Annotated in this window: 26 protein-coding genes; 15 read left to right on the top strand and 11 right to left on the bottom strand. The window is 53.7% G+C overall.

The window, feature by feature from the left end:
• Window positions 1-253 precede the first annotated feature (253 nt).
• On the top strand, window positions 254-1,000 hold the full coding sequence (gene phoC, locus JKP81_RS10980; RefSeq protein ID WP_065368686.1) for an acid phosphatase PhoC: 747 nt from the start codon (window positions 254-256) through the stop codon (window positions 998-1,000).
• 126 nt (window positions 1,001-1,126) lie between these two features.
• Here phoC and JKP81_RS10975 read toward each other — a convergent pair whose 3' ends face one another.
• Window positions 1,127-1,678, bottom strand: a complete 552-nt coding sequence (locus tag JKP81_RS10975; protein WP_200551759.1) for an NAD(P)H nitroreductase — start codon at window positions 1,676-1,678, stop codon at window positions 1,127-1,129.
• Window positions 1,679-1,840: 162 nt separating this feature from the next.
• Here JKP81_RS10975 and sppA point away from each other — a divergent pair, with 162 nt between their 5' ends.
• From sppA to pncA, 3 genes are all read left to right on the top strand, one after another.
• Window positions 1,841-3,694, top strand: coding sequence for a signal peptide peptidase SppA (gene sppA, locus JKP81_RS10970; protein ID WP_200551758.1), 1,854 nt, complete (start codon window positions 1,841-1,843; stop codon window positions 3,692-3,694).
• A gap of 61 nt (window positions 3,695-3,755) precedes the next feature.
• Window positions 3,756-4,772 (top strand): asparaginase, encoded by a 1,017-nt coding sequence (ansA, locus tag JKP81_RS10965; RefSeq protein WP_200551757.1) that lies wholly within the window; start codon window positions 3,756-3,758, stop codon window positions 4,770-4,772.
• Window positions 4,773-4,782: 10 nt separating this feature from the next.
• Window positions 4,783-5,424, top strand: coding sequence for a bifunctional nicotinamidase/pyrazinamidase (gene pncA, locus JKP81_RS10960; RefSeq protein WP_200551756.1), 642 nt, complete (start codon window positions 4,783-4,785; stop codon window positions 5,422-5,424).
• A 42-nt stretch (window positions 5,425-5,466) separates the two neighbouring features.
• Here pncA and JKP81_RS10955 read toward each other — a convergent pair whose 3' ends face one another.
• Complete coding sequence (locus tag JKP81_RS10955) at window positions 5,467-5,742, bottom strand: YeaC family protein (RefSeq protein ID WP_200551755.1); 276 nt, start codon at window positions 5,740-5,742, stop codon at window positions 5,467-5,469.
• A 37-nt stretch (window positions 5,743-5,779) separates the two neighbouring features.
• The gene (msrB, locus tag JKP81_RS10950; protein WP_017456514.1) at window positions 5,780-6,193 is read right to left on the bottom strand and encodes a peptide-methionine (R)-S-oxide reductase MsrB; all 414 of its coding nucleotides are present in this window, start codon (window positions 6,191-6,193) and stop codon (window positions 5,780-5,782) included.
• 343 nt (window positions 6,194-6,536) lie between these two features.
• On the opposite strand from msrB, the gene gapA reads away from it, so the two are divergent.
• On the top strand, window positions 6,537-7,532 hold the full coding sequence (gene gapA, locus JKP81_RS10945) for a glyceraldehyde-3-phosphate dehydrogenase (protein WP_017456513.1): 996 nt from the start codon (window positions 6,537-6,539) through the stop codon (window positions 7,530-7,532).
• A 75-nt stretch (window positions 7,533-7,607) separates the two neighbouring features.
• Window positions 7,608-8,492, top strand: a complete 885-nt coding sequence (locus JKP81_RS10940; protein ID WP_200551754.1) for a D-hexose-6-phosphate mutarotase — start codon at window positions 7,608-7,610, stop codon at window positions 8,490-8,492.
• A gap of 42 nt (window positions 8,493-8,534) precedes the next feature.
• Here JKP81_RS10940 and JKP81_RS10935 read toward each other — a convergent pair whose 3' ends face one another.
• Both JKP81_RS10935 and JKP81_RS10930 read right to left on the bottom strand, forming a co-directional pair.
• Entirely contained in the window at window positions 8,535-9,392 is an 858-nt protein-coding gene (locus tag JKP81_RS10935; RefSeq protein ID WP_200551753.1) for an aldo/keto reductase, read from the bottom strand.
• An 89-nt stretch (window positions 9,393-9,481) separates the two neighbouring features.
• A complete protein-coding gene (locus JKP81_RS10930; RefSeq protein WP_200551752.1) occupies window positions 9,482-10,228 on the bottom strand; it encodes a MipA/OmpV family protein in 747 nt (248 codons plus the stop codon).
• Window positions 10,229-10,570: 342 nt separating this feature from the next.
• Here JKP81_RS10930 and JKP81_RS10925 point away from each other — a divergent pair, with 342 nt between their 5' ends.
• The 8 genes from JKP81_RS10925 (at window position 10,571) to JKP81_RS10890 (ending at window position 20,054) form a co-directional block, all read left to right on the top strand.
• On the top strand, window positions 10,571-11,710 hold the full coding sequence (locus tag JKP81_RS10925) for a D-alanyl-lipoteichoic acid biosynthesis protein DltD (protein ID WP_200551751.1): 1,140 nt from the start codon (window positions 10,571-10,573) through the stop codon (window positions 11,708-11,710).
• 126 nt (window positions 11,711-11,836) lie between these two features.
• Window positions 11,837-12,955, top strand: a complete 1,119-nt coding sequence (locus JKP81_RS10920; protein WP_200551982.1) for an MBOAT family O-acyltransferase — start codon at window positions 11,837-11,839, stop codon at window positions 12,953-12,955.
• Window positions 12,952-14,385, top strand: a complete 1,434-nt coding sequence (locus JKP81_RS10915; protein ID WP_200551750.1) for an AMP-binding protein — start codon at window positions 12,952-12,954, stop codon at window positions 14,383-14,385. Before JKP81_RS10920 ends, JKP81_RS10915 begins: the two co-directional genes overlap by 4 nt.
• A 16-nt stretch (window positions 14,386-14,401) precedes the next feature.
• A complete protein-coding gene (locus JKP81_RS10910; protein WP_200551749.1) occupies window positions 14,402-14,623 on the top strand; it encodes an acyl carrier protein in 222 nt (73 codons plus the stop codon).
• Between the two features lie 491 nt (window positions 14,624-15,114).
• The gene (gene yeaG, locus JKP81_RS10905) at window positions 15,115-17,049 is read left to right on the top strand and encodes a protein kinase YeaG (RefSeq protein WP_200551748.1); all 1,935 of its coding nucleotides are present in this window, start codon (window positions 15,115-15,117) and stop codon (window positions 17,047-17,049) included.
• Window positions 17,050-17,114: 65 nt separating this feature from the next.
• On the top strand, window positions 17,115-18,395 hold the full coding sequence (locus tag JKP81_RS10900) for a YeaH/YhbH family protein (RefSeq protein ID WP_200551747.1): 1,281 nt from the start codon (window positions 17,115-17,117) through the stop codon (window positions 18,393-18,395).
• A gap of 400 nt (window positions 18,396-18,795) precedes the next feature.
• The gene (locus JKP81_RS10895) at window positions 18,796-19,293 is read left to right on the top strand and encodes a YbaK/prolyl-tRNA synthetase associated domain-containing protein (RefSeq protein WP_200551746.1); all 498 of its coding nucleotides are present in this window, start codon (window positions 18,796-18,798) and stop codon (window positions 19,291-19,293) included.
• Window positions 19,294-19,607: 314 nt separating this feature from the next.
• A complete protein-coding gene (locus JKP81_RS10890) occupies window positions 19,608-20,054 on the top strand; it encodes a DUF441 domain-containing protein (protein ID WP_020454039.1) in 447 nt (148 codons plus the stop codon).
• Here JKP81_RS10890 and JKP81_RS10885 read toward each other — a convergent pair.
• From JKP81_RS10885 to JKP81_RS10865, 5 genes are all read right to left on the bottom strand, one after another.
• A complete protein-coding gene (locus JKP81_RS10885; protein ID WP_200551745.1) occupies window positions 20,037-20,729 on the bottom strand; it encodes an amino acid ABC transporter permease in 693 nt (230 codons plus the stop codon). The two genes, JKP81_RS10890 and JKP81_RS10885, sit on opposite strands and share 18 nt — an antisense overlap.
• Window positions 20,719-21,477 (bottom strand): amino acid ABC transporter permease, encoded by a 759-nt coding sequence (locus tag JKP81_RS10880; protein WP_200551744.1) that lies wholly within the window; start codon window positions 21,475-21,477, stop codon window positions 20,719-20,721. Before JKP81_RS10880 ends, JKP81_RS10885 begins: the two co-directional genes overlap by 11 nt.
• A complete protein-coding gene (locus JKP81_RS10875; RefSeq protein WP_234455606.1) occupies window positions 21,477-22,298 on the bottom strand; it encodes an amino acid ABC transporter ATP-binding protein in 822 nt (273 codons plus the stop codon). Before JKP81_RS10875 ends, JKP81_RS10880 begins: the two co-directional genes overlap by 1 nt.
• Window positions 22,299-22,300: 2 nt before the next feature.
• A complete protein-coding gene (locus JKP81_RS10870) occupies window positions 22,301-23,125 on the bottom strand; it encodes an ABC transporter substrate-binding protein (protein WP_200551743.1) in 825 nt (274 codons plus the stop codon).
• A 203-nt stretch (window positions 23,126-23,328) separates the two neighbouring features.
• Window positions 23,329-24,114 (bottom strand): helix-turn-helix transcriptional regulator, encoded by a 786-nt coding sequence (locus JKP81_RS10865; protein WP_200551742.1) that lies wholly within the window; start codon window positions 24,112-24,114, stop codon window positions 23,329-23,331.
• A 99-nt stretch (window positions 24,115-24,213) separates the two neighbouring features.
• Here JKP81_RS10865 and JKP81_RS10860 point away from each other — a divergent pair, with 99 nt between their 5' ends.
• Window positions 24,214-25,395 carry a CynX/NimT family MFS transporter gene (locus JKP81_RS10860; protein ID WP_200551741.1) on the top strand — a complete coding sequence of 394 codons (1,182 nt, stop codon included), beginning with the start codon at window positions 24,214-24,216 and terminating at the stop codon, window positions 25,393-25,395.
• Between the two features lie 76 nt (window positions 25,396-25,471).
• On the opposite strand, the gene JKP81_RS10855 is transcribed toward JKP81_RS10860, so the two are convergent.
• A complete protein-coding gene (locus JKP81_RS10855) occupies window positions 25,472-26,179 on the bottom strand; it encodes a CTP synthase (RefSeq protein ID WP_200551740.1) in 708 nt (235 codons plus the stop codon).
• Between the last annotated feature and the right edge of the window lie 111 nt (window positions 26,180-26,290).

Raw genomic sequence — 26,290 nt, 5'->3', positions numbered from 1 at the left:
GTCATTGCAATCGCGCTATGGTAGCGCCCAAATGCTGAGCTGGTAAGTCTGGCAATCTGATTTCGCGCGTTATTGCTCATTAAGCAAACGAAACAGACATCACGTGCGATGATTTTTTGCCCGTAAACATCATCTCGATAACTACATCGGCCATTTTGCGAGTCACCGCAATGTTCTTTTTGGCATTTTATGACAGAAATATGACAGCAGCCACTGAGGGCTACGGACGATTTTTTACACAAAGGAACCGCTCATGAAAAAAAATATCATCGCGTTTTGTCTTGCTAGTTTGCTCTCTACCAGCGCTTTTGCTCTGGTTCCATCCGGGAATGACGCCACCACCAAACCTGATCTTTACTACCTGAAAAATGCGCAGGCGATTGATAGCCTGGCGCTGTTACCACCGCCGCCGGAAGTGGGTAGCATCGCGTTTTTAAACGATCAGGCTATGTACGAACAGGGCCGCTTGCTGCGTAGCACCGAACGCGGCAAACAGGCAGCGGAAGACGCCAACCTGAGCAGCGGCGGCGTGGCAAACGCCTTCTCCGGCGCATTTGGCTCACCCATCACCGAGAAAGACTCCCCGCAGTTGCATAAACTGTTGACCAATATGATCGAAGATGCGGGCGATCTGGCAACGCGCGGCGCGAAGCAAAAATATATGCGTATCCGCCCGTTTGCCTTCTACGGCGTCCCAACCTGCAACACCAAAGAGCAGGATTCACTGGCGAAAAACGGCTCTTATCCGTCCGGTCATACCTCGATCGGTTGGGCGACCGCACTGGTACTGGCAGAGATTAATCCACAGCGTCAGGATCAGATCCTCAAACGCGGCTACGACCTGGGTCAAAGCCGGGTGATCTGCGGCTATCACTGGCAAAGTGACGTGGACGCGGCGCGCATTGTCGGTTCTGCTGTCGTTGCCACTTTGCATACCAACCCGGCGTTCCAGCAACAATTGCAGAAAGCCAAAGACGAGTTTGCCGCACAGCGTAAATAAACAGTGCGCCCGGATGGGCAAGCTTTCGCTGTGATCCTTTCGCGTTGTTATCGGCGAAATCAAACTAGACATGAAAAGAAAACGGCTGCGGCAGAGTTGTCGCAGCCGTCCGATATCAGGCAGAGCTTAGAAACGTGTCACAAACGGCGTGGTATCCGGTACGGTGACAGTGGTCGAGGCTTTCAACTGCGGTGTGCCGAGGTACAAAAAGCCGACAATTTTATCCTGTTCGCGGCAGTCAAACGCCTGGCGAACCACCGGGCTATCGGTCAGCGGGCCTGTGCGCCAGATTCCGTTAAACCCCTGCGCCAGCGCCGCCATCTGCATTGCCATTACCGCGCAGCCGGCAGAGAGCAACTGCTCCCATTGTGGGACTTTATGGTGCGCTTCGCATTTCGCTACCACCGCGATGATCAACGGCGCGCGAAAAGGCGATGTACGCGCTTTTTCGATACCTTTTTCATCCTGGCCTGCGGCAATCGCAGCCTGCTCCAGCATCTGACTGAACCGTTCGCGCCCTTCCCCTTCGATGACAAAAAAATGCCACGGCTGCAGCGTACCGTGATCCGGCGCGCGCATGCCCGCACGCACAATGTTATCCAGTTGTTCACCTGCCGGGGCCGGTTCTGCCAGCCGGGATGCGCTACGACGATTGACGAGCAGCTCAAGTGCGTCCATTAGTTAAACTCCTGTATTGAAATTTGTTCACAAAATTAACACGGGCGTAGAAATTGTTACAGCGCCGAAGGCGATTCCTGCTGACAAGTGGCGGCGGGGTAATTAGGATAACCACACTTTGCCGCTCGGGCAGCGGTGGTCGTTAACTACCAGGGAGAATACATGCGAACCCTTTGGCGTATTATTGCCGGTTTTTTTAAGTGGAGCTGGCGATTGCTGAACTTTATCCGCAAGCTGGTGCTGAATCTTTTCTTTATTTTGTTGGTGCTGGTTGTCGCTGGCGTGTGGATGCAAATGAGCGACAGTAAAACCAGCAGCAACAGTCGGGGCGCATTGCTGCTGGATATTTCCGGCGTAGTGGTCGACAAAACCTCCGCCAGTAGCCGGCTTGGCGCACTGGGTCGCCAGTTGTTCGGCGCCAGTTCGGATCGCCTGCAGGAAAACTCACTGTTTGACATCGTCGACACCATTCGCCAGGCGCAGCATGACCGGAATATCACCGGGATTGTGATGGATCTGAAAAATTTTGCCGGTGCCGATCAACCGTCGATGCAGTATATCGGCAAAGCGCTTCGCGAGTTCCGCGACAGCGGTAAGCCGGTTTATGCCGTTGGCGATAACTATAGTCAGGGCCAGTATTACCTTGCCAGCTTCGCCAACAAGATCTGGCTGTCGCCGCAGGGCGTGGTTGATCTGCATGGTTTTGCCACCAATGGCCTCTACTACAAGTCACTGCTTGATAAGCTGAAAGTCACCACCCACGTATTCCGCGTCGGGACCTATAAATCCGCCGTTGAGCCGTTTATTCGCGATGATATGTCCCCGGCTGCCCGCGATGCCGATAGCCGCTGGATTAATGAGTTGTGGCAGAACTACCTCAACACCGTTGCCGCTAACCGCCAAATCACCGCGCAGCAAGTTTTCCCTGGCGCACAAGCGATGCTGGATGGCCTGCGTAAAGTAGATGGCGACACGGCGAAGTATGCGCTGGACAACAAACTGGTGGATGAACTGGGTTCCGCCACCGATGCGGAAAAAGCGATGGTTAAACAGTTTGGCTGGAGCACGGAGGATAAGAACTTCCGCGCGGTCAGCATGTATGATTACCAGGCGAAAAAACCGAGCGATGTTGGCGATACCGTGGCGGTAATTTTCGCTAACGGCGCGATTATGGATGGCGAGGAAACCCCAGGGAACGTAGGCGGCGATACCACTGCCGCGCAGATCCGCGATGCACGTCTCGATCCAAAAGTAAAAGCCATTGTGCTGCGCGTCAACAGCCCTGGCGGCAGCGTCAGCGCATCGGAAGTTATCCGCTCCGAGCTGGCGGCAGCCCGCGCGGCAGGTAAACCGGTCGTGGTTTCGATGGGCGGCATGGCGGCCTCTGGCGGTTACTGGATCTCAACACCGGCGAATTACATTGTTGCCAGTGCCAGCACGCTGACCGGCTCGATTGGTATCTTCGGTGTTATCAACACGCTGGAAAACAGCCTTGACAGCATCGGCGTGCATACTGATGGCGTAGCAACCTCGCCGCTGGCAGATGTCAGCATGACCAAAGCGCTGCCGGACGAAGTTTCGCAAATGATGCAGTTGAGCATCGAGAATGGCTACAAACGCTTTATCACGCTGGTGGCTCAGTCGCGCAACAGCACGCCTGAGCAGGTCGATAAAATCGCCCAGGGCCACGTCTGGACCGGACAGGATGCGAAAAATAACGGGCTGGTCGATGCATTGGGCGATTTCGACGACGCGCTGGCGAAAGCGGCTGAGCTTGCGAAACTGAAACAGTGGCATATCGATTACTACGAGGAAGAGCCAACTTTCTTTGATCGGCTAATGGATAGCATGTCCGGTTCGGTAAGCGCCATGCTGCCAAAGGCATTGCAGGCATACCTGCCCGCGCCGCTGGCGAGCGCTGCGCTGGAGATGAAAGCTGAAACTGACAAACTGGCGGTATTTAACGATCCGCAAAATCGTTATGCGCTCTGTCTGAACTGCGCCAATATCCGCTAAAATTACCTGACCACGTCCCCTCCACCGGAGGGGATTTTTTTGATGAAGCCAGAATATAACTATGCAAAAAAAATCCATTTACGTTGCCTACACGGGCGGGACTATCGGTATGCAACGCTCAGAACACGGCTATGTGCCGGTTTCCGGTCACCTGCAACGTCAACTGGCGCTGATGCCTGAGTTCCATCGCCCCGAAATGCCTGATTTCACAATCCATGAATATGAGCCGCTGATGGATTCGTCCGATATGACGCCGGAAGACTGGCAACATATCGCAGACGATGTGAAAGCACACTACGACGATTACGATGGTTTTGTGATTTTGCACGGTACGGACACGATGGCCTACACCGCGTCGGCACTGTCGTTTATGCTGGAAAACTTAGGCAAACCGGTCATTGTGACAGGGTCACAAATTCCGCTCGCCGAACTGCGTTCCGATGGGCAGATCAACCTGCTAAATGCGTTATATGTGGCGGCTAATTTCCCGATTAATGAAGTGACGCTGTTCTTTAATAACCGTCTGTATCGCGGCAACCGCACCACCAAAGCACACGCTGATGGTTTCGACGCGTTCGCTTCGCCTAACCTTGCGCCACTACTGGAAGCGGGGATCCATATTCGCCGTCTGGGCACGCCGCCCGCGCCGCATACCACTGGCGAACTGGTTGTCCACCCGATCACCCCGCAGCCGATTGGCGTGGTAACGATTTATCCAGGTATTTCCGCCGATGTGGTGCGTAACTTCCTGCGTCAGCCGGTAAAAGCGCTGATCCTTCGTTCTTACGGCGTGGGTAATGCGCCGCAAAACGGTGAGTTTCTGAAAGAGCTACAGGAAGCCAGCGCCCGCGGCATCGTAGTGGTCAACCTGACACAATGTATGTCCGGCAAGGTCAACATGGGCGGCTATGCCACCGGCAACGCCCTCGCCCACGCAGGCGTGATTGGCGGCGCAGACATGACGGTGGAAGCGACGTTGACAAAGCTTCACTACCTGTTAAGCCAGGAGCTGGACGCTGATGCCATTCGCACCGCAATGACACAGAACCTGCGCGGTGAACTGACGCCGGATGAATGAGGAGGCTTGTATGACGCAACGCGCATTGCTGCTGGTCGATATTCAGAATGATTTTTGCGCTGGCGGCGCGCTGGCAGTGGCGGAAGGTGACAGCACGGTCGATATTGCTAATGCCATGATGACGTGGTGTAAAACACGCGGTGATGCCATCGTGGCAAGCCAGGACTGGCATCCGGCGGGACATGGCAGTTTCGCCAGTCAGCACCACGTCGCGCCGTTCACAGCCGGTAAACTGGCTGGGTTAGCCCAAACGTTTTGGCCCGATCACTGTGTACAAAATAGCGAGGGCGCGGCGCTGCACCCATTGCTAAACCAGAAAGCTATCGACGCAGTGTTTTACAAAGGCGAAAACCCGCTGATTGACAGTTATAGCGCGTTTTTCGATAACGGCCATCGTCAGGAAACCGCCCTGCACACCTGGTTGCAGCAGCACGGCATCCGCGAACTGGTAATACTCGGTTTAGCCACCGATTACTGCGTGAAATTTACCGTGCTGGATGCGCTACAACTGGGATATCAGGTGAATGTCATTACCGATGGTTGCCGTGGCGTGAACCTGAATCCGCAGGACAGTACGCAGGCGTTTATGGAGATGTCAGCGGCTGGCGCGACGCTCTATACGCTCGCGGACTGGCAGGAGACACACGCCTGATAATGCCCATGCCGGCTGGCATTGCGCTTCCGGCATGGCGATTTACGATTTAAACGTCGCGATCGGCTTTGGCGAAATGCCAAAATCCTCTTTTAATTGCTGCTTACTTTTCATCACCATCTGGCCGTTGGTATCAATGGTCATGTGCTGCGCCTGCGTGTTATTGCGCGCCTGCCACAGCATCACCAGTTGCAAACTGTTCTCTTTTTGCTCTGGTGTTAGCGCAACGCCATCCGGCCATTTCCCTAACTCAACGGCCGTTACCAGGCGCTGGTAGATCTCCTGCGTCATGCTGTTAACGATTTGATCGAGATTCATCTTGAAAACTCCGTGGAATAATTGCTGAATCGTTTTTTCAACCCTGAGAACGATCGCCATTTTCGTCATCGGTAAAGCTCAGGGAGGCAGAGTTGACGCAATACCGTTCGCCAGTCGGTTGTGGGCCATCGGGGAAGACGTGACCCAGGTGCGCATCACATTTTCCACAGCGGATTTCCACACGCTGCATGCCATGCGAATAATCGTTGATATAGCGGATAGCATCTTCGCTTACCGGCTCAAAGAAACTTGGCCAGCCGCAGCCAGAATCATACTTGGTTTGCGAATTGAACAACGCGGCGTCACACACCAGACAGTGATAAATCCCGTCGCGTTTGTTATGCAGAAAACGCCCGGTGAACGGCGGCTCAGTGCCGTGATTCTGCGTCACGTAAAACTGCATTTCAGTCAGTGTCTTTTTCAGGTCGTCTTCAGAAGAATTATGCGCCATTTGCTCACGCCTCACGGTAAAAACTCGACAACTTTTCAGCCTGATTCTAACAAAACATTAACACTGCGGCGTTAACTTTTGTTCTAAACTTATTTGTTGCGGTAAAGCAGCCGGCGAATTGTGATTGATCTCACATTTTTATCCTGTCTGACCTTTAAAATTCCAGGCGGCGCCCCTATATGGGGAGCATGCTCAAAGGAAGAGTGAGGCGAGTCAGTCGAACAAAGGTTATGCGGAGGATTGATTTGTCGCAATGATTGACACGATTCCGCTTGACGCTGCGTAAGGTTTTTGTAATTTTACAGCCAACCTTTTATTCACTAACAAATAGCTGGTGGAATATATGACTATCAAAGTAGGTATCAACGGTTTTGGCCGTATCGGTCGCATTGTTTTCCGTGCTGCTCAGGAACGTTCTGACATCGAAATCGTTGGTATCAACGATCTGTTGGACGCTGAATACATGGCGTACATGCTGAAGTATGACTCCACTCACGGTCGTTTCAACGGTACCGTAGAAGTGAAAGACGGCCACCTGGTTGTTAACGGCAAAACCATCCGTGTTACTGCTGAGAAAGACCCGGCTAACCTGAAATGGAACGAAATCGGCGTTGACGTAGTTGCTGAAGCTACCGGTATCTTCCTGACCGACGAAACCGCTCGTAAACACATCACCGCTGGCGCGAAAAAAGTTGTTCTGACTGGCCCGTCCAAAGACAACACCCCGATGTTCGTACGTGGCGCTAACTTCGACAAATATGCTGGCCAGGACATCGTTTCCAACGCTTCCTGCACCACTAACTGCCTGGCTCCGCTGGCAAAAGTTATCAACGACAACTTCGGCATCATCGAAGGTCTGATGACCACTGTTCACGCGACCACCGCAACGCAGAAAACCGTTGATGGCCCGTCTCACAAAGACTGGCGCGGCGGCCGCGGCGCATCCCAGAACATCATCCCGTCCTCTACCGGTGCTGCTAAAGCTGTAGGTAAAGTACTGCCGGAACTGAACGGCAAACTGACTGGTATGGCGTTCCGCGTTCCGACTCCGAACGTATCCGTTGTTGACCTGACCGTTCGTCTGGAAAAAGCAGCGTCCTACGAAGAAATCAAGAAAGCCATCAAAGCCGCTTCTGAAGGCCCGATGAAAGGCGTTCTGGGTTACACCGAAGACGACGTGGTTTCTACCGATTTCAACGGCGAAGTTTGCACTTCCGTGTTCGATGCTAAAGCCGGTATCGCACTGAACGACAACTTCGTGAAACTGGTTTCCTGGTACGACAACGAAACTGGTTACTCCAACAAAGTTCTGGACCTGATCGCTCACATCTCCAAATAAGTTGAGATGAGAACATGATCTGAAAGAGCGACTTCGGTCGCTCTTTTTTTGTTTTGAAGACAGAGGATTGCGTTAATGATTAATAAAATTTTTGCACTTCCGGTAGTCGAACAAATTACCCCTATTCTCTCCCTGCGCAAAATGGACGAGCTGGACGTTATCGTCGTCGACCATCCGCAGGTTAAAGGTTCATTCGCCTTACAGGGCGCTCATCTGCTTTCCTGGAAACCGCAGGGTGAAGAAGACGTTCTGTGGCTGAGCGGCAACACACCGTTTAAAGATGGCGTCGCGCTGCGCGGCGGCGTGCCGGTTTGCTGGCCGTGGTTCGGCCCGGCAAAACAACAAGGCCTGCCAGCGCATGGTTTTGCGCGCAATCTGCCGTGGGCGCTGAAAGCGCATAACGAAGACGCCAGCGGCGTAGTGCTGACCTTTGAACTGCAGAGCAGCGATGCATCGCGCAGATTCTGGCCGCACGACTTTACGGTATATGCCCGCTACAAACTGGGTGCGACCTGCGAAATGGAACTGGAAGCCCACGGTGAGTTTGAAACCACCTCGGCACTGCACACCTATTTCAACGTCGGTGATATCGCAGCCGTAAAAGTGAGTGGTCTTGGCGATCGCTTTATCGACAAAGTGAACGATGCGAAAGAAGATGTGCTGGCTGATGGTGTGCAGACGTTCCCGGATCGCACCGACCGCGTCTATCTGAATGCGGAAGCCTGCAGCCTGATCCACGACAGCGCGCTTAACCGCACCATAGAAGTCATCCACAGCCATAACGCAAATGTCGTGGCGTGGAACCCCGGCCCGGCACTCTCCGTCAGCATGGCTGACATGCCGGATGACGGCTACAAAACGTTTGTCTGTGTGGAATCGGTTAACGCGACCGTGCCGCAGAAAACCACTGAAGAGAAGCCGTCCCGCCTGGCGCAGACTATCCGCGTCGTTAAACGCTGATCCTGCCGACCCTCTCCCGACAGGAGAGGGTTATTATTCCTGTCATACCACGTTGAGTGGCGTTTTACGACCCGGTGCCGGGAAAGCGTTGTCAAGCCGCGCTAATTCGTCGCTGCTCAACGTGATATTCAATGCCGCCGCATTTTCCTGCACATGCGCCACGCTGGACGCTTTGGGAATGGCAATCACGCCCTGGTGGCTAATCACCCATGCCAGTAAAATTTGCGCAGCACTCACCCCATGAGCTGCGGCAATCTCACGCACCGTGCTGTTTTCCAGCAAACCATCGCGCAGGCGGCCAGCCTGAGCCAGCGGACAATAGGCCATCACTGGCATTTCCTGTTGCTGGCACCACGGCAGCAGATCATATTCAATGCCGCGAGAACCAAGATGATACAGCACCTGATTTGTCGCACAGGCGTCTCCGCCGCGTACGCCCATCAGCTCCTGCATATCGCTGTGATCCAGATTTGAAACGCCCCAGCGGCGTATTTTGCCCTGCGCGATCAGCGTTTCCATCACCTCGACGGTTTCAGCGAGGGAGTAGTTACCACGCCAGTGCAGCAGATAGAGATCGAGAACCTCTGTTTTCAGGCGACGCAGGCTGGCTTCGCAAGCGGCGATTGCCTTCTTGCCGCCGGCATTCCACGGATAAACTTTGGAAACCAGGAACACCTTGTCACGCAAACCGCCCTGTAAGGCTTCGCCGACCACCTCTTCCGCTCCGCCGTCGGCATACATTTCCGCCGTATCAATCAACGTTAATCCCAGATCGACACCCGCGCGCAGCGCATCCACTTCTTTCTGACGCAGCCGCGCGTTTTCCCCCATGTACCAGGTGCCCTGGCCAATGGCGGGCTGCGAAACCTGGCCTGCAAAAACCACTTTTTTGTCTGCCATCTTCTCCTCCTGCTAAACGTTTCACCGTAAAGCAAAACAGGGCCAATGGCCCTGTTTTATTGCACAGATCGCGCTATTCAACTGCACAATCAGAAGCGGTACGTCACCCCGGTAGACAATATCCCGCCCCAGGATTTGTCCACCATCGGGCTGTCTTTGATCTCATCCGACAGATGGGTGTAACGGCCCGAGCCGTACACGGTCCAGCTGTCCGTCAGACGGTAGCTGACCGTAAGCTCAAGGTACGGGCTCCAGCCATTATCCGGATCGTAGCTTTTCAGCCCGCTGCGACGCGCTTCATCGCGCGACACACCGTAGTAGTATTGGTTCAGATTATCGCTGGCCCACTCAACACCAATGCCTGGCGTAACGCTCAGCGCACCGTTGTTGTAGTTGTACAACCAGCCGATGTCCCACAGAACGCCGTTGCTGTTATCCAGCACATCGCCCGCAAGGGTAGTGCGCAGGAAACCGTAATCGGTATTGTGGATGTAGGAAAGCCCCGCCATCATCGTCGCTTTACGGCGATCCAACTGACGCAACTGGTTGTTATCACTGTCTTTTGGTTTGAATTCCCATGGGAAGTAAAACGCGGTGATGGAGAGTTTATCCGCCTGGTCATTCCACAGGTAATAACCGCCGCCTAAGCCGCGAAACCAGAAATTATCACTCTCATAGGTGATAACAGGAACCGGCAGGACACGTTTATCATACTGTTTATACGGGGATTCAACGACGCCCACGCCAGCGCCCAGTGAAAAGGTATTTTCTGCATTTGCTGCAAAAGCGCAGGACGCGGTCAGCACGCCCAGTGCCACGAGTTTGATTTTGGTCACAGTCCTTTCTTTCCTGTAGTCAAATAATTGGCGCAAGAAGTTTAACCGCCCGCGCCAGCCTACCCAAATTTTTTTACCTAAACATTACAAAAAATCGCAAATTATGTATGCCGATTACCCTGCCGCAACGAGTGCGGAAAAATGCTTTCGCGCCCCGTTCATCAAGCCTCTTCGACCCTTTCCGGTAATAAATGACACGCTGTACATACCGTTACACGGCAGTGCTCATCATCCGTCATAAGGCTGGTATATAGTGTCGCGGAGACAGAGATCAAATTTGTCTGTTACGTTAAAAAACAACATATTTTAAACAAATGAATATCAAGTAATTTTAATTTTATAATGAAAATCAAAAATACTTTCTGCCTACATTTTTTGATGGCGCTTCTCGCCGTCCTGTTCCTTTGCGTTCATCCGCTGGTGACCCGCTTTGATCCGCCGCTTAAATTCCAGCCGCTGATTAAAGCAATGGACGGCACGGCAAAAGAGCAGGCGGAAAAAATAGCCACTATTTCTCATGCCCTGCAGGGTAATGCGATTTTTTTCATTGGCGCATCGGAAGTCGCCACCTCAGAAGATGAACCTTACGCTGTATATAATTACCTTAATAATGATTTACATCGTAATGTAGTCGCATTTGGCGACAGTTTTGATGACAGCGTCACCCATTTTCTTCTGCTGTCTCGCTTTAAGAATGACCTTAACGCAAACAGTAAAGTCGTTTTGCTACTGGCGCCCGATAGTTTTTATTCAACCGGCGTACCTCCTGCTATTTTTGCGAATAATTTTCCGGCACCAGTTTTTAATCCGTTAATGCAGGATGAACAAACACGCCCATTCCTCGTCAACTACTTACGTCATATCAATAAAAAAGAGACCAGCCATTTAACCTTTGCACAAATGAAAATTTCTGGCTGGGACCTGGACAACATCTGGCAAGAAGTCAGTTACGAATTTGCTAATTTCTGCACACTGATTAAAAACGACTGGCTGGCGATGCTGGATGTTGAAGCGTCGCCTGCACGCCCCTGGCCTGTGCAACCCGCCGTCGACATCACACCGAACTGGGAACACGAACTGGCCCACGCCCGCGAGCTGAACGAGGTGCGCCAGGAAAGCGCAGACACCTTGTGGATGGACAAAACGGTTTATCAACCCGGCGAAAAGCCAGAAGTATGGGACGATTCGCCCGTTGAGCCGGAACAGTTGAAAGCGTTTCGCGCCATGATTACGTTGCTCAAAGAGCGCCACGTTCAGGTGGTGGTGATTATCGATGCGATAAACCGCCGTGCGGTGCAAAACCCTGAACTGGTGCAACCTGCGGTAACGCAAACCACCGCCATCCTGAAAGAAAACCAGATCCCCTATTTTGATATGTACTCCATGCCCTATCAGGACGGCTGGAACTGGGATCGTCTGCATCCCACCGATCTGGCATGGGTACCGATGGACCGCTTTATTCTTGAGAGTTTTAAACGATGAAATACGCTATTCGCCTGTTTTCCCTTTATCTCTTACTGGCGGTCACCGTTATCGCGTGGTCCTCTGTTGATGAAAGCATGAATTTAAAAGTGCACTTTGAATATCAAAAGTTCTGAGGAATGAATGATGTACAGCTCCGGAACCTTTTTCTTTTTTCTCTTTTTTTCGGCGTTATTGTTTGCGCTGGTTAACCGCGTGCTGCGCTATCGGTTAACTTACTTATCCGCTTTTTCCGTGCTGGCGGCATTTGGCTGGGGATATATATTTCAGGGCGACTATATTGTTCCCGTTGCGGTTTTTATCAGCTTTTATCTTCTCGTCACCTTAAAAGAGAAAGGCTGGTTAAAAACCTGGCAGGCGGTGAGTTTAACGTTAGTTCCTCTGTTTGCAGTGAAATTACATCTTAATAACCACTGGGGCATGATCGGCTTATCTTTTATGACCTTCCGCGCCATTGACGTTTTGCTCTATCGCAATAAAAAAGATGGCAACAATGTTTTGCACTATTTCTGTTACCTGTTTATGCCGTTTATTATTCTGGCCGGCCCGATGTACCGCTGGCGGACATGGATAACGGATATTAATAAACCGGTATTCACGCTCACGCGTGAGCAATTTCTCATTGCCACAGAGCAAATCTTCACCGGTATCGTGCAGAAGTTTTTATTCGCCATGCTGATCGATAACCTGGTGATCCAGGACTGGAGCCACCGCCCGTTTACATTCAGTGTGGGCGTCGTGATGTCGCTGGCCTACAGCGCTTATCTCTATTTTGATTTCGCCGGTTACAGCAATATGGCTATCGGTGCCGCTCGCCTGTTTGGCCTTAATGTTCCGGTAAACTTTAATATGCCGATTCTGGCGAAAAACCCGCAGGATTTCTGGCGTCGTTTCCACATCAGCCTTTCAGAGTGGCTGCGCGATGTGGTGTTCATGCCGATTTATATGAATTTAATGAAGCTCGACTTTTTCCGTCAGAACAAAACGCTGGCGCAGAATATCGGTATTTTCTGCACGCTGTTTTGTATGGGGGCATGGAACGGGCTCGAACGGCACTATGTGATTAGCGGCGCGCTGTTTGGCGCTATTTCTGTGGCACACAACATGCTGCTGTGGTCAGCCAAACGTAGCCCGGCGCTGAACCGCTGGCTGCAATATTCCACGATCCTCTTTTTGGGACGCCTGTTAACGCTGGCAAGCGCTGCGGCCTCTCTTTACATTTTTAGCGGAATGTCACCCCTATGAACCTACACTCTGACCTCCAGGCGCTGCAGGACTTCCTGCGTGCGGCATTACTCGATCCCGCCCGCCCGCATCAGTTAGCAATAAGCGGCAGCGACGAAGCACTCAACTGGCAACAGCTCTCTGTCGCGGTGACAGACTGGGCCAAACGCTATCAGCGCTGTCAGCCTTCGCTGGCGACGCCAGTAGTGTTATACGGCCACCAGCAGGCGGAATTCGCCGTCGCCATCTATAGCTGCCTGCTGCATAACATTCCCTATATTCCGGTAGATTGCATCTACCCGCAGGAACGGCTGAAAGAGATTTGCCATCTCGCCAGCGCGCCATATTACTACGACGTCGCGACACGTCAGTTTGTGCCGACCGGAGAAACCGGCCAGCCACTGGCGGAGCCGGATCTCGCCTATATCATGTTCACCTCTGGCAGTACGGGGAAACCGAAAGGCGTGCAGATCGGCCGTGAAAGTGTATGGCATTTTATGCAGTGGGTACGTCAGGATTTCGCCTTGCCGGAAGTGCCTGTGCTGATGAACCACGCGGTGTTCAGCTTTGATCTTTCACTGATTCCCTTGCTGGCAAATCTGGCGACCGGCGGGCATATCGTGCTGAATGCCAAAGAGGATATCGCCGCGGAAAACTGGCTTGACCGTCTGAAAAGTAACGCGGTCTCGGTGTGGGTTTCCACCCCCTCTTTCGCTTACCAAAAGTTGCTCTCACCGCAATTCAACAGTGATTATTTACCCGCACTCAGCGTGTTTGTATTTATCGGCGAAGTGCTCAACAAAGCGCTGGTCAAACAGCTTCGCCGCCGCTTCCCGCAGGCTAAGATCCTCAATTCCTATGGCCCAACCGAAGCGACTATCGCCACCACGGTGGTCGAAATCACCGACGAAATTCTCGCCAGCAACAACGATCTTCTGCCCGTCGGCACCATGATGCCAGAGAGCAGAATGGAGATTACCGCCGACGGAGAGCTGATTATTTGGGGCAAAAACGTGATGCGCGGTTATCTTGGCCTGCCGCAAGAGAACGCGGCAAAACTGTTGCACCGCGAGGGAGAAATCTGGCGCGGCTACAAAACCGGTGATCTGGGTTACGAAGATGGGCTTATTTACTGCCAGGGCCGCAACGACAGCCAGATTAAGCTCAACGGTTATCGCATCGAAATTAACGAGATTGAAAACCGCCTGCTGGCGATGTCCGGCATTCGTGAAGCGGTGGTATTACCGCTAATGAAAGCGGGCGGCGGCGTGCTGCGTATCGCGGCGTTCTGCGTCACCAATCTGGCGCCGGACGCGATTAAACACTCACTTTCACAGGTGGTGCCGCCGTACATGGTACCGTCGCAAATCATTATCCAGGAGGCTTTGCCGCTGAACCCTAACGGCAAAATCGACCGTAAACTGCTGGACACCCATGCCCGCAGCAACTGAGTACACAGGAAAAATCATGGAACAAGAAATTCTCGCGCTGTTTGAAAAGATTTTATCCCGCAAAGTGGGCTTTCATGATGAGCTGATTGAGTCCGATATTCTCGACTCCATCCTCGCCGTCGATATGGTGCTGGAAGTGCAGGACGTTTACGGCTGCATGATCCCACCAACGGAAGTCGCCAGCGTGCTGAAAACCCCCGCGGATCTCACGCAATACATTGAAGAGCACCGCAGCTAACATGTCATTTTACGGTGCCTGGCATTGTCGCCTGGCACCGCGTCTTTCGTTTTGCTGGCGACAAGCACCATGGAAATCTTGCCTGTCATCATCCTTTAACACAGCTCGCGTACTTCTGTTGTCGATTATCGTTCTGCTCCGATGAAGTGACCATGACGGCGTCACTTTTTCCAGACTTGCGATCCCGCACATCCTGTAAAAATTTACCAACATTCGCCCGAGGTAAAATGTTGGCATTTTCCAGCGCAGAAACCCCATATCAAATATAAAAAATCTGTATAAATTCCATTAAATAGATATTTAATCCAAATACAGGCTGAAAAAAGCCCCTCAGCCATCAGAATCTTCTTCAGTGATAACTTGATCAAAGCTGGATACACGCTCATAACAAATAGGACGGAGCATAATTTTTATCCCGTTGGTTTGCGACGCTAAAAGTGGAAAAACTGATAGCTGTACTGTTCCCACAGATTACGAAAGGACGGCATGCCATGAATATATTCGATCACTATCGCCAGCGTTATGAAGCTGCCAAGGACGAAGAGTTCACTCTGCAGGAGTTTCTTGCCATCTGTAAGCAAGATCGCAGCGCCTATGCGAATGCTGCTGAAAGGCTGCTGATGGCCATAGGGGAACCTGTGATGGTAGACACTGCCCAGGAGCCACGGCTTTCCCGTCTCTTTTCGAACCGGGTTATCGGACGCTACCCCGCGTTCGAAGAATTTTATGGAATGGAAGAGGCGATTGAGCAAATCGTCTCGTACCTCAAACACGCGGCTCAGGGTCTGGAAGAGAAGAAACAGATCCTCTATCTGCTCGGCCCGGTGGGCGGTGGTAAATCGTCGCTGGCCGAACGCCTGAAATCCTTAATGCAGCGGGTGCCAATTTACGTGCTGAGCGCCAACGGCGAGCGCAGCCCGGTTAACGACCACCCGTTGTGCCTGTTTAATCCGCAGGAAGATGCCCAGATCCTCGAAAAAGAGTACAGCGTCCCGCGCCGTTATCTCGGCACGATCATGTCGCCATGGGCCGCCAAACGCCTGCACGACTTCGGTGGTGATATCAGCAAATTCCGCGTGGTAAAAGTCTGGCCGTCGATTCTGGAACAGATTGCGATTGCCAAAACGGAACCGGGCGATGAGAACAACCAGGACATTTCGGCGCTGGTCGGCAAAGTGGATATCCGCAAACTGGAAAACCATGCGCAAAACGATCCGGACGCCTATGGTTACTCCGGTGCGTTGTGCCGGGCAAACCAGGGCATCATGGAATTCGTCGAAATGTTTAAAGCGCCGATCAAGGTGCTGCACCCCCTGCTGACCGCCACGCAGGAGGGCAACTACAACGGTACTGAAGGCATCTCTGCTCTGCCGTTTAATGGCATCATCCTCGCCCACTCGAACGAATCCGAATGGGTGCAGTTCCGTAACAACAAAAACAACGAGGCGTTCCTTGACCGTGTTTACATCGTCAAAGTGCCTTATTGCTTGCGCATCTCGGAAGAGATGAAAATTTATGAAAAACTGCTCAACCACAGTGAGCTCTCCCATGCGCCATGCGCACCGGGAACACTCGAAACGCTGGCTCGCTTCTCGATTCTGTCGCGTCTGAAAGAGCCGGAAAACTCCAGCGTCTACTCGAAAATGCGCGTCTACGACGGTGAAAGCCTGAAAGACACCGATCCGAAAGCGAAGTCCTACCAGGAATACCGCGACTATGCCGGTGTCGATGAGGGGATGAACGGTCTGTCGACACGTTTTGCCTTTAAGATCCTCTCGCGCGTGTTCAACTTCGACCATGTCGAAGTGGCAGCCAACCCGGTACATCTGTTCTACGTACTGGAACAACAAATTGAGCGTGAGCAGTTCCCGCAAGAGCTGGCTGAACGTTACCTGGAATTCCTGAAAGGCTATCTGATCCCGAAATACGCCGAGTTTATCGGCAAAGAGATCCAGACGGCCTACCTCGAATCCTATTCCGAATATGGGCAGAACATCTTCGATCGTTATGTCACCTATGCGGATTTCTGGATTCAAGATCAGGAGTATCGCGACCCGGATACCGGCCAGTTGTTTGACCGTGAATCCCTGAACGCGGAACTGGAAAAAATTGAAAAACCGGCCGGGATCAGCAACCCGAAAGATTTTCGTAATGAGATCGTTAATTTCGTGCTGCGCGCCCGCGCTAATAACAACGGACGCAACCCGAACTGGACCAGCTACGAAAAACTGCGCACGGTAATCGAGAAAAAAATGTTCTCGAACACCGAAGAGCTGTTGCCGGTGATTTCGTTCAACGCCAAAACCTCTACCGACGAGCAGAAAAAGCACGACGATTTTGTCGACCGTATGATGGAGAAAGGCTACACCCGCAAACAGGTTCGCCTGTTGTGCGAATGGTATCTGCGTGTACGTAAATCATCATAACAACGCGCAGGCCGCGCCCTGCGCGCGGCCTGTTGCAACGTTGGCATACGCAGCGGGAGGGAACTATGACCTGGTTCATTGACCGGCGTTTGAACGGTAAAAATAAAAGCACGGTTAACCGCCAGCGATTTTTACGCCGTTATAAAGCGCAAATAAAGCAGTCGATCTCCGAAGCGATCAACAAGCGTTCGGTAACCGACGTAGAGAATGGCGAATCCGTCTCCATCCCGACGGAGGATATCAGCGAACCGATGTTCCATCAGGGGCGTGGCGGCCTGCGCCACCGCGTACATCCGGGAAACGACCATTTTGTGCAAAATGACCGCATTGAGCGCCCGCAAGGCGGCGGTGGCGGTGGCGGCGGTGGTCAGGGCGAAGCCAGCCCTGACGGCGAAGGTCAGGATGAGTTTGTTTTCCAGATCTCCAAAGATGAGTACCTCGATTTGCTGTTTGAGGATCTGGCACTGCCGAACCTGAAAAAGAACCAGCAACGGCAGCTTAATGAGTTCAAAACGCACCGCGCGGGCTACACCGCTAACGGCGTACCGGCGAATATCAGCGTTGTACGTTCGTTGCAAAACTCGCTGGCGCGCCGCACTGCCATGACGGCAGGAAAACGTCGTGAGCTGCGCGAACTGGAAAGCAGCCTCGAAACGGTGGCAAAAAGCGAACCTGCACAATTACTTGAAGAGGAGCGTCTGCGTAAAGAGATTGCCGAACTGCGGGCAAAAATTGAGCGTGTGCCGTTTATCGACACCTTTGACTTACGCTACAAAAACTACGAAAAACGACCGGAACCCTCCAGCCAGGCGGTGATGTTCTGCCTGATGGATGTTTCGGGATCCATGGATCAAGCGACCAAAGATATGGCCAAGCGTTTTTACATTCTGCTCTATCTGTTCTTGAGCCGAACCTATAAAAACGTCGAAGTGGTCTATATCCGCCATCATACGCAGGCGAAAGAGGTGGACGAACATGAGTTCTTCTACTCGCAGGAAACAGGCGGCACCATCGTTTCCAGCGCGCTGAAACTGATGGATGAAGTGGTGAAAGATCGTTACGACCCGGCGCAGTGGAATATCTACGCCGCACAGGCGTCGGACGGCGATAACTGGGCGGACGATTCACCGCTGTGTCACGAAATCCTGGCGAAGAAAATCTTGCCGGTGGTGCGTTACTACAGCTATATCGAAATCACCCGTCGGGCGCACCAGACGTTATGGCGCGAGTACGAACACCTGCAAACGATGTTCGATAATTTCGCCATTCAGCATATTCGCGATCAGGAGGATATCTACCCGGTATTCCGCGAACTGTTTCATAAACAGACGACATCTACCAGCTAACCTTCCGCAGCCGGGAACCCTTTCCGGCTGCCTCTCTTTATTGCGCATCTGCATAAAAAAACCACATTTCGCCGGGCTAATGGCTGAATTGCCGTACAAAATAGCGGCTATTTACCCTCTTGCCCGCGCGTAAATGTGGCACAGTAATCCCATCGAAACATTTGTGGCACGGCGGGCGTGAATAACGTTTTCGTCGGTGCTGTTGCGCTCAGTTCATCCTGATGAACACATTGAGTCTGGTAGCGTATGGCTACCTTTTGAAAAGAAACTAACAGTACACACAAAAAGCGTTGTTTGTAGTGCTTGTATTTTTTCGCCGCCTCTTTAAGGCGGCTTTTTTATTTTCATCTCCCGGTGCGTGAATTATTCTTAAGCTTCAACGTCTTCATCGGGAGTGAACATGTCTGAAATTGCCAGCCGTAACGTCCACCAGCATTTGATAAACCTGCTTGAACAACACGACGCGCGCTTTCGCGTTGTTGAACACGAGGCCGTCGGCAAATGCGAGGCCGTCAGTGAAATTCGCGGTACCGCGCTGGGTCAGGGCGCGAAAGCGCTGCTGTGTAAGGTCAAAGGTAACGGGGTGAAAAAGCATGTGCTGGCGATCCTGGCCGCCGACTTACAGGCCGACCTGTCCCGCTTAGCGCTGCATTTTGGTGGCAGTAAAGCCTCGCTGGCAAGCCCGGCGGAAGTGGATGCGTTAACGGCGTGCGTATTTGGCGCAATTCCCCCGTTCAGCTTTCACCCGGATCTGCACCTGGTTGCCGACCCGGTACTGTTTCAGCGCTTTGATGACATCGCGTTTAACGCCGGGTTACTGGAGAAATCGGTGATCATGAATACCGGCGACTACCTGCGTATCGCCAGGCCGGAACTGGTGGATTTTCGCCGCGAATAACGCGCTTGTCCGGCTTACCAGCCGCTTCTTTCCAGAATCAACACGGAAATCACCAGCCCAGCGGCCAGCGTGAAGAACAGCGCGGTGATAATCAACACATCTGAAGGCATGATGGTAACTCGCAAAGGCCTGGCAGTGACTAATTCATATCTCCGAATTATGAATCGTTGATGACAATTCACCTGACTTTTGATTAAAAACCGCCCTTCGCTTCTGGCAACTGCCTGAAATTGTCTGGCTGCATGAAAAAAGTCTGTTTCATCACTGCGTTATGCGTAGAGTAAACAGGTTTCTTTGTTGGCAAGGAATTTCTGATGTTTGATACCACGCTGTTTATTCTGCTGGCGCTCGCGGCGCTGGGTTTTGTCAGCCATAACACCACCGTTGCAGTCTCCATTCTGGTGCTGATCATTGTGCGCATTACCCCGCTCAATACCTTCTTCCCATGGATTGAAAAGCAGGGGCTCACCGTTGGCATAATTATCCTCACCATTGGCGTGATGGCGCCGATTGCCAGCGGCTCATTACCGCCCTCGACGCTGCTGCATTCGTTTGTGAACTGGAAATCGCTGGTGGCGATTGCGGTTGGTGTTTTTGTCTCGTGGCTGGGTGGTCGCGGCGTAACGTTGATGAGTTCGCAACCGTCGCTGGTGGCGGGATTACTGGTCGGTACGGTATTGGGTGTGGCCCTGTTCCGGGGCGTTCCGGTCGGGCCACTGATTGCAGCAGGGTTAGTTTCTCTGCTAATTGGCCGGCAGTGAGTGGCGCCGCTGCCACAGTTTGACGGTGAACTCCAGCGCGCTGCACAGCAGGTAATAGACCAGGCCGGTAAAGACAAACAGCGCGGCGGGATACACCTGCAACCGGTTATTGACCTGACCTGCGACAGTCGTCAGCTCCGGTACGTTGACAATAAATGCCAGCGAGGTGTCTTTCAGCAGCGCAATAAGCAAACCAATATACGACGGCAGCGCGTTGCGTAACGCCTGCGGCAACAGCACCAGCCGCAGGATTTGCGCACTGCCAAACCCGCTACTAAGCGCGGCTTCATATTGCCCTTTCGGCAGCGCCCCGAGCGCGGCAAGGGTCGAATACATCACCGACGCCGAGGTAAACCACGCCAGCGCCAGCGTCACGGTCACCGCACCGGGAAGATCGGCGCCGGTTAACCAGGGCAGTAAAAACCACAGCCAGAAGATAACGAAGATCAGCGGAATACCGCGAATCAACTCCGCCCAAAGAAAGAGCACTTTGCGTGGCCAGCCGCGAAAGCGCCATGCGCAGCACGCCAGCAGTACGCCGCCGGGAAACGCCAGAATCGCCGCACCGACGGTCATCAGCAGCGATAACAGTACCCCGCCAGGCTCACCCTGCGCTGCTCGCCCCCACAGTAAATAGTCGAGGTTATCGGTGATCACGGTGATATTAGCGATCATGTTGCACCTCCGTTGCACGGCGCAGCGCCCGCCAGTTACGCGGCAGGTTAAACAACACGCTCATCACCAGCCCCAGCAGCAAATAGAGTGCGCTGCCGATGGCAAACGCTTCCAGCGCGTGGGCGTTAAAACTCTCGATCTGCCGGGTCTGATAGGTTAATTCTCCCAGCCCGATACCAGTCGCCAGCGAAGAGAGCTTCATTAGATTCAAATACTGCCCCACCACCGGCTGCCAGGCATTCTGTAACCCCTGCGGCAATAGCACCCAGCGGAACAGCGCCAGCGGGCTAAAGCCCTGCGATTGCGCGGCTTCAATCTGTCCACGCGGCACCGCGTGCAGACCCGCCTGGATCTCTTCAACCAGAAATGCTGCGGTAAACAACCCCAGCGCCCAGGCCGACGAGAGAAACTCTGGCGTCAACCACCAGACATCGCCCGGCAAAATGCTGAATGCATGGTCGTCGTTAACGTACTGGCGGAAACTCTGCGGCAGCACATTCCAGGCAGCGAAATACCAGAACAACAACTGCACCAGAAGCGGCGTATTGCGAAACAGCGATACCCACGCCGCCACCGCGCCGCGCCCGGCCTTGCCACCGGCCAGACGCAGCGCCAGCAGCAGCACCGTCAATACAGTCGCCAGTACGGTTCCCGCCACGGTTACCCAGATGGTGGTAAGAAAACCGGAAGTGATCCATTGGGCGGGTTGCCCGGTAAGCACGCCCGCCCAGTCGAGATGCAGCGCCATCACAACTCCTTGCTATCTGCGTGTAGCGGGTTGAGCACTTTCTGTAAAAAGCGCTGCGCGCGCGGATGCTGCGGAGCAGAGAAGAATTGCGCCGGTGCAGCCTGCTCAAGGATTTCTCCACCGTCAATGAAAATCACACGGTCGGCAATTTCGCGGGCAAACTGCATTTCATGGGTCACCACAATCAGCGTAATGCCGCTGTGCGCCAGCGATTTCATCACCTGCAACACTTCGCCGATCATCTCTGGATCAAGCGCCGAAGTTGGCTCATCAAACAGAATGATATGCGGGTCGGCAGCCAGGGTGCGGGCGATTGCCACGCGTTGCTGCTGCCCGCCGGAAAGCTGCGCCGGATAGTGATGCGCTTTCTCCTGCAAACCCACGCGCGCCAGCAGCGCCAGCGCGATGGTCTGTGCCTCGGCGGCGGTTTTGCCGTGAATACGGCGTAACGCCAGCGTAATGTTATCCAGCGCGTTAAGGTGGGCATAAAGATTAAATTGCTGAAAGACGAAACCGACATGACGGCGCAACTCACGAAGCTGGCGCCCTTTCAGGGTACTGGTCGGCTGGCCGTCAACATAGATCTCCCCGCCGCTCAGGGTTTCGAGCTGGTTAATCAAACGGATAAGGGTTGATTTACCGGAACCCGACGGCCCGCACACCGCCAGCACCTCGCCGGCGGCAACCTGTAAATCAATCGACTTTAATACCACGTTGTCGCCATAGCGTTTGCTCGCCTGGCGAAACTCCACCGTGCCTTTCGCCACGGGCAAAGCCTCTGTGGCATCCGCCACAGAGGTAGAAAAAAGACCTGCCAGCATAGTTACTTCGCTTCTATGGTAAAGCTGCGTGGAGCGGGCGTTTTGGTTTGCGGGCCAAACCAGGTGTCGTAAATTTTTGCCGCGTCGCCGTTTTTCTCAAGGTTGACCAGCTCAGCATTGACTGCGTTAAGCAATGCGGTTTCGCCTTTGCTGACGCCGACGCCAATCTCCTCTTTTGACAACAGCTCCGGCAGGATTTTGAATTTTGCTTTATCCGGCGCTTCCGCCAGCAGCCCGGCCAGAATGGTGCTGTCCTGGGTAATCGCCTGCACATTACCGTTACGCAACGCGGTCAGCGCCAGTGGGATATCGTCATAAGCCAGCACGCGAGATTGCGGGAAACGCTGGTGCAGCGTCTGCTCGCCGGTGGTGCCTTTAACCGCGCCGATGCGCGCTTTGCTGTAGGCATCCAGCTTGTCGGCCGCAGAAGCCGGTACGAGGAATTGCTGACCGGTGACAAAATACGGCGTGGAGAAGTCGATCACCTGCGCGCGTTCCGGGGTGATGGTGATATCCGCAACGATCAAATCCACTTTGCCGGATTGCAGCAGCGGAATGCGGTTGGCCGGGTTCGTCGCCACCAGCTGCAGTTTTACGCCGAGGCTTTTTGCCAGCGCTTTGGCAAAATCGACGTCATAACCCACGATATCATGGGATTTAGGATCGATAGCGCCGAACGGCGGATTAGCGTCAAACGTCGCCACTTTGACGACACCCGCGGCTTTGATATCCGCCAGTTTGTCCGCGTGAGCGGAAAAGGAGAGCGCTGAAAGCAGCGCCAGTGCGCTGATTGCGCCTGTTTTTTTCGTGTGTAATGAGGTTGCCATGCTAATCCTTATGCCCTGTTATTGTGTTAATTGAGCGCTAAAGTCACATAACCTTATTCATCAGACAAATATCAAAAAGTGCATTGATTATCTGAAAAAGTTATTAAAAACAAACCTCCCATACTTACTGCTTATCTTCTCCGCACTGCCAGAACAAATACATCAAGCCCACATAAAAACAACGGAATAGAGAGCAGAAAATGTCACGCTTCGCCGAGCGCCGCCAGATAACGCCCCGGCGTCTGTCCAAGCCCCTTTTTAAACATGGTGATAAAGGCGGTCGTCGAGTCATACCCTAGCGCCTGCGCTATGTGCTGCACCGGGTGGCCGTCAATTAATAACCGTAGCGCGAGGATCAGCTGCATCTGATGCCGCCAGCGACGAAAGCTTAGCCCGGTTTCTTTCACCACCAGCCGCGCCAGATTGCGCTCGCTCATGGCAAACACCTGCGCCCACTGCGCCAGTGTTTGCCTGTCTGCCGGATTGCTTTCCATACTGTCGACCATCTGGCGGATCTTCGGATGTGCGGAAACCGGTAACTGCAAGTGCATTTGCGGCTGTGCCGGCAGTTCATCAAACAGCACCTGCACCAACCGCCGGGTGGCGGGCTGTCGGCGCTGAGCAGGCGTGCGCGCGGCTAATGTGAGGATCAACTCGCGTACCAGTGCCGAAACTTTGAGCGTACAACAGTGCTCCGGCATCACCACCGACCAGGGTTCAACAAACAGGAAACAGAGCTGCGCATTCGCCGTGGCGCGGTTGCTGTGCGGAACCTGCCCCGGAAGCCACATCGCATGGTGCGGCGGCACCATCCAGCGGGCATGTTCGACCTCGCAGGTGATTGCGCCTTTCAATGCCAGAATGAGTTGCCCTTTGCGATGGTGATGCGCCGGGATCAATTGTTCACTCTCTTCAACGGTGATGCTGAACGCCACCGCCATTTCCTGCTGGCTGTCCGGATCGTAGCCACCGAGCCCAAGTCCGTGCATTAATTTGTCCGAATTTAGCGATAAAGTGTCATTCTAGCTTGATTCAAACAGCGGCAAAAACCGTTATCGTAGCGGCCTGTTATTTTTTCCGAGAACACCATGACTAACAGCCTTCCTTCCCGTGGTAAGCAAAGCGTGCTGCTGATTGCCGGGATCCTGATGATTGCCACCACGCTGCGTGTCACCTTTACTGGCGCAGCGCCGCTGCTGGATGCGATTCGCGCGGAATATGGGTTAACCACTGCGCAAACCGGCATGCTCACCACTCTGCCGCTGCTGGCTTTTGCGTTGATATCGCCGCTGGCGGCCGGTGTGGCGCGCCGTTTCGGCATGGAACGCAGCCTGTTCGCGGCGATGGTGCTGATTTGCTTTGGCATCGCCCTTCGTTCCCTGCCCTCCGCACTGCTGCTGTTTACGGGTACGGCGATCATTGGCTGCGGGATCGCGCTCGGCAACGTGCTGCTACCAGGAATAATAAAACGCGACTTCGCCCGGCATGTGGCGAAACTGACGGGCGCTTACTCACTCACCATGGGGGCAGCGGCGGCGCTCGGCTCGTCGGTCGTGGTGCCGCTGGCACAATACGGTGCAGGCTGGCATGGCGCACTATTGATGCTGATGATCTTTCCGTTACTGGCGTTATTGCTGTGGCTACCCAGATTGCGCCACGGCGCACCTGCGGCACTCAGTAACGCCGGCGCGCTGCATAGCCGCAAGATCTGGCGCTCCTGGCTTGCCTGGCAGGTCACGCTGTTTCTGGGGATCAACTCATTAATCTATTACATCGTGATTGGCTGGCTGCCGTCGATTCTGATAGCGCAAGGTTTTAGTGAAGCGCAGGCGGGTTCTGTACACGGCATTTTGCAACTGGCGACGGCATTGCCGGGTCTGCTGGTGCCACTGGTTTTGCACCGGCTGAAAGATCAGCGCGGTATCGCCGTCGTGGTCGCGCTGCTGTGCGCCGTCGGTTCGCTGGGATTGTGGCTGGTGCCGGACCATGCCACGCTCTGGACCCTTGTTTTTGGCTTTGGCTCCGGTGCGACGATGATCCTCGGGTTAACGTTTATTGGGCTGCGTTCCGGCACCGCTCATCAGGCTGCCGCACTTTCCGGTATGGCGCAATCGGTCGGCTATCTGCTGGCAGCTTGCGGGCCGCCGCTAATGGGGAAAATTCATGATGCCAGCGGCGACTGGCATCTTCCGCTGCTGGCGTGTGCTGTGTTATCGGTCGTGATGGCGGTGTGCGGAGCATTCGCCGGGCGCGATCGCGAAGTGGTGTAATACGTGCAAATCACTCCCCCCTCTCCTGGAGAGGTTTAGGGGGTACAAACAAAAACAGGCCCGCAGGCCTGTTTTTTTATTCACATGCCGCGCGCAGCATCGCCTGAACCAGCGGCACCGGACGCCCGGCGAGCGCCGCGCGTTCATGCTGGAACAAGGTGGCGACAAAAAACGGGTGTGTCACCAGCTCAACGGCACGGATTTCTCCATCTTCATCCCAACCGGTAACCCGCAGATCGCCGCTTTCCAGCTCGCGGGCAAACTCTTCTGCTACGCCAAAGCTGCACCGGTAGGTTTCCTCAATCACCTCGCGACCATAAGCGCGGGCAATTAACGTATTAGGACGCAGCTCGATAGCACCGTTTTGCTCCACCAGCGCGCAGGTCAGCGGTGTGATCACCATCCGGCCAATGTTTTCCGTTTCGGCGTGCGCCGCATCTGCCCAGCCCAGCACATTGCGGGCATATTCAATGACCGCATGCTGGAAGCCGCCGCAGGTCCCGAGGAACGGCACCGCGTTTTCACGTGCGTATTTGATGGCAATAAACGCGCCATTGGCGTTTTTATAGGGGCTTCCCGGCACAACCCAGATGGCATCATAGCCAACCAGATCTTCATCGCTGTTGATTTCGCTGGTGGGTAACCAGTCGTAATCCGCAGTAATTTCCAGCACGGCGGCAGCATCGTCAATCGCCAGCGGGATCGCCTGATGCGCGACAACGTCGTGGCTGTAATCGCCGACCAACGCGATGCGTAATGTTTTTTTCGGAGGAATGTGATGCATGAAAGTGTCCTTATGCCGGAGCGGATAACGAATAACATAAGGAATATCACATTAGCTGTCTTTTAATGTAATCACAACACCTTAAAATCAGCAGGCATATATCATGCAAAA

Source organism: Kosakonia sp. LAM2021, assembly GCF_016620385.1.
Taxonomy (GTDB): Bacteria; Pseudomonadota; Gammaproteobacteria; order Enterobacterales; family Enterobacteriaceae; genus Kosakonia; species Kosakonia sacchari.
This window is presented reverse-complemented; position numbering and strand designations above follow the sequence as displayed.

Excerpts from the sequence above, each read along its gene's own strand:
- phoC (WP_065368686.1), top strand. The coding sequence starts at position 254 with ATGAAAAAAAATATCATCGCGTTTTGTCTTGCTAGTTTGCTCTCTACC.
- JKP81_RS10975 (WP_200551759.1), bottom strand. The coding sequence starts at position 1,678 with ATGGACGCACTTGAGCTGCTCGTCAATCGTCGTAGCGCATCCCGGCTG.
- sppA (WP_200551758.1), top strand. The coding sequence starts at position 1,841 with ATGCGAACCCTTTGGCGTATTATTGCCGGTTTTTTTAAGTGGAGCTGG.
- ansA (WP_200551757.1), top strand. The coding sequence starts at position 3,756 with ATGCAAAAAAAATCCATTTACGTTGCCTACACGGGCGGGACTATCGGT.
- pncA (WP_200551756.1), top strand. The coding sequence starts at position 4,783 with ATGACGCAACGCGCATTGCTGCTGGTCGATATTCAGAATGATTTTTGC.
- JKP81_RS10955 (WP_200551755.1), bottom strand. The coding sequence starts at position 5,742 with ATGAATCTCGATCAAATCGTTAACAGCATGACGCAGGAGATCTACCAG.
- msrB (WP_017456514.1), bottom strand. The coding sequence starts at position 6,193 with ATGGCGCATAATTCTTCTGAAGACGACCTGAAAAAGACACTGACTGAA.
- gapA (WP_017456513.1), top strand. The coding sequence starts at position 6,537 with ATGACTATCAAAGTAGGTATCAACGGTTTTGGCCGTATCGGTCGCATT.
- JKP81_RS10940 (WP_200551754.1), top strand. The coding sequence starts at position 7,608 with ATGATTAATAAAATTTTTGCACTTCCGGTAGTCGAACAAATTACCCCT.
- JKP81_RS10935 (WP_200551753.1), bottom strand. The coding sequence starts at position 9,392 with ATGGCAGACAAAAAAGTGGTTTTTGCAGGCCAGGTTTCGCAGCCCGCC.
- JKP81_RS10925 (WP_200551751.1), top strand. The coding sequence starts at position 10,571 with ATGAAAATCAAAAATACTTTCTGCCTACATTTTTTGATGGCGCTTCTC.
- JKP81_RS10920 (WP_200551982.1), top strand. The coding sequence starts at position 11,837 with ATGTACAGCTCCGGAACCTTTTTCTTTTTTCTCTTTTTTTCGGCGTTA.
- JKP81_RS10915 (WP_200551750.1), top strand. The coding sequence starts at position 12,952 with ATGAACCTACACTCTGACCTCCAGGCGCTGCAGGACTTCCTGCGTGCG.
- JKP81_RS10910 (WP_200551749.1), top strand. The coding sequence starts at position 14,402 with ATGGAACAAGAAATTCTCGCGCTGTTTGAAAAGATTTTATCCCGCAAA.
- yeaG (WP_200551748.1), top strand. The coding sequence starts at position 15,115 with ATGAATATATTCGATCACTATCGCCAGCGTTATGAAGCTGCCAAGGAC.
- JKP81_RS10900 (WP_200551747.1), top strand. The coding sequence starts at position 17,115 with ATGACCTGGTTCATTGACCGGCGTTTGAACGGTAAAAATAAAAGCACG.
- JKP81_RS10895 (WP_200551746.1), top strand. The coding sequence starts at position 18,796 with ATGTCTGAAATTGCCAGCCGTAACGTCCACCAGCATTTGATAAACCTG.
- JKP81_RS10890 (WP_020454039.1), top strand. The coding sequence starts at position 19,608 with ATGTTTGATACCACGCTGTTTATTCTGCTGGCGCTCGCGGCGCTGGGT.
- JKP81_RS10885 (WP_200551745.1), bottom strand. The coding sequence starts at position 20,729 with ATGATCGCTAATATCACCGTGATCACCGATAACCTCGACTATTTACTG.
- JKP81_RS10880 (WP_200551744.1), bottom strand. The coding sequence starts at position 21,477 with ATGGCGCTGCATCTCGACTGGGCGGGCGTGCTTACCGGGCAACCCGCC.
- JKP81_RS10875 (WP_234455606.1), bottom strand. The coding sequence starts at position 22,298 with ATGCTGGCAGGTCTTTTTTCTACCTCTGTGGCGGATGCCACAGAGGCT.
- JKP81_RS10870 (WP_200551743.1), bottom strand. The coding sequence starts at position 23,125 with ATGGCAACCTCATTACACACGAAAAAAACAGGCGCAATCAGCGCACTG.
- JKP81_RS10865 (WP_200551742.1), bottom strand. The coding sequence starts at position 24,114 with ATGCACGGACTTGGGCTCGGTGGCTACGATCCGGACAGCCAGCAGGAA.
- JKP81_RS10860 (WP_200551741.1), top strand. The coding sequence starts at position 24,214 with ATGACTAACAGCCTTCCTTCCCGTGGTAAGCAAAGCGTGCTGCTGATT.
- JKP81_RS10855 (WP_200551740.1), bottom strand. The coding sequence starts at position 26,179 with ATGCATCACATTCCTCCGAAAAAAACATTACGCATCGCGTTGGTCGGC.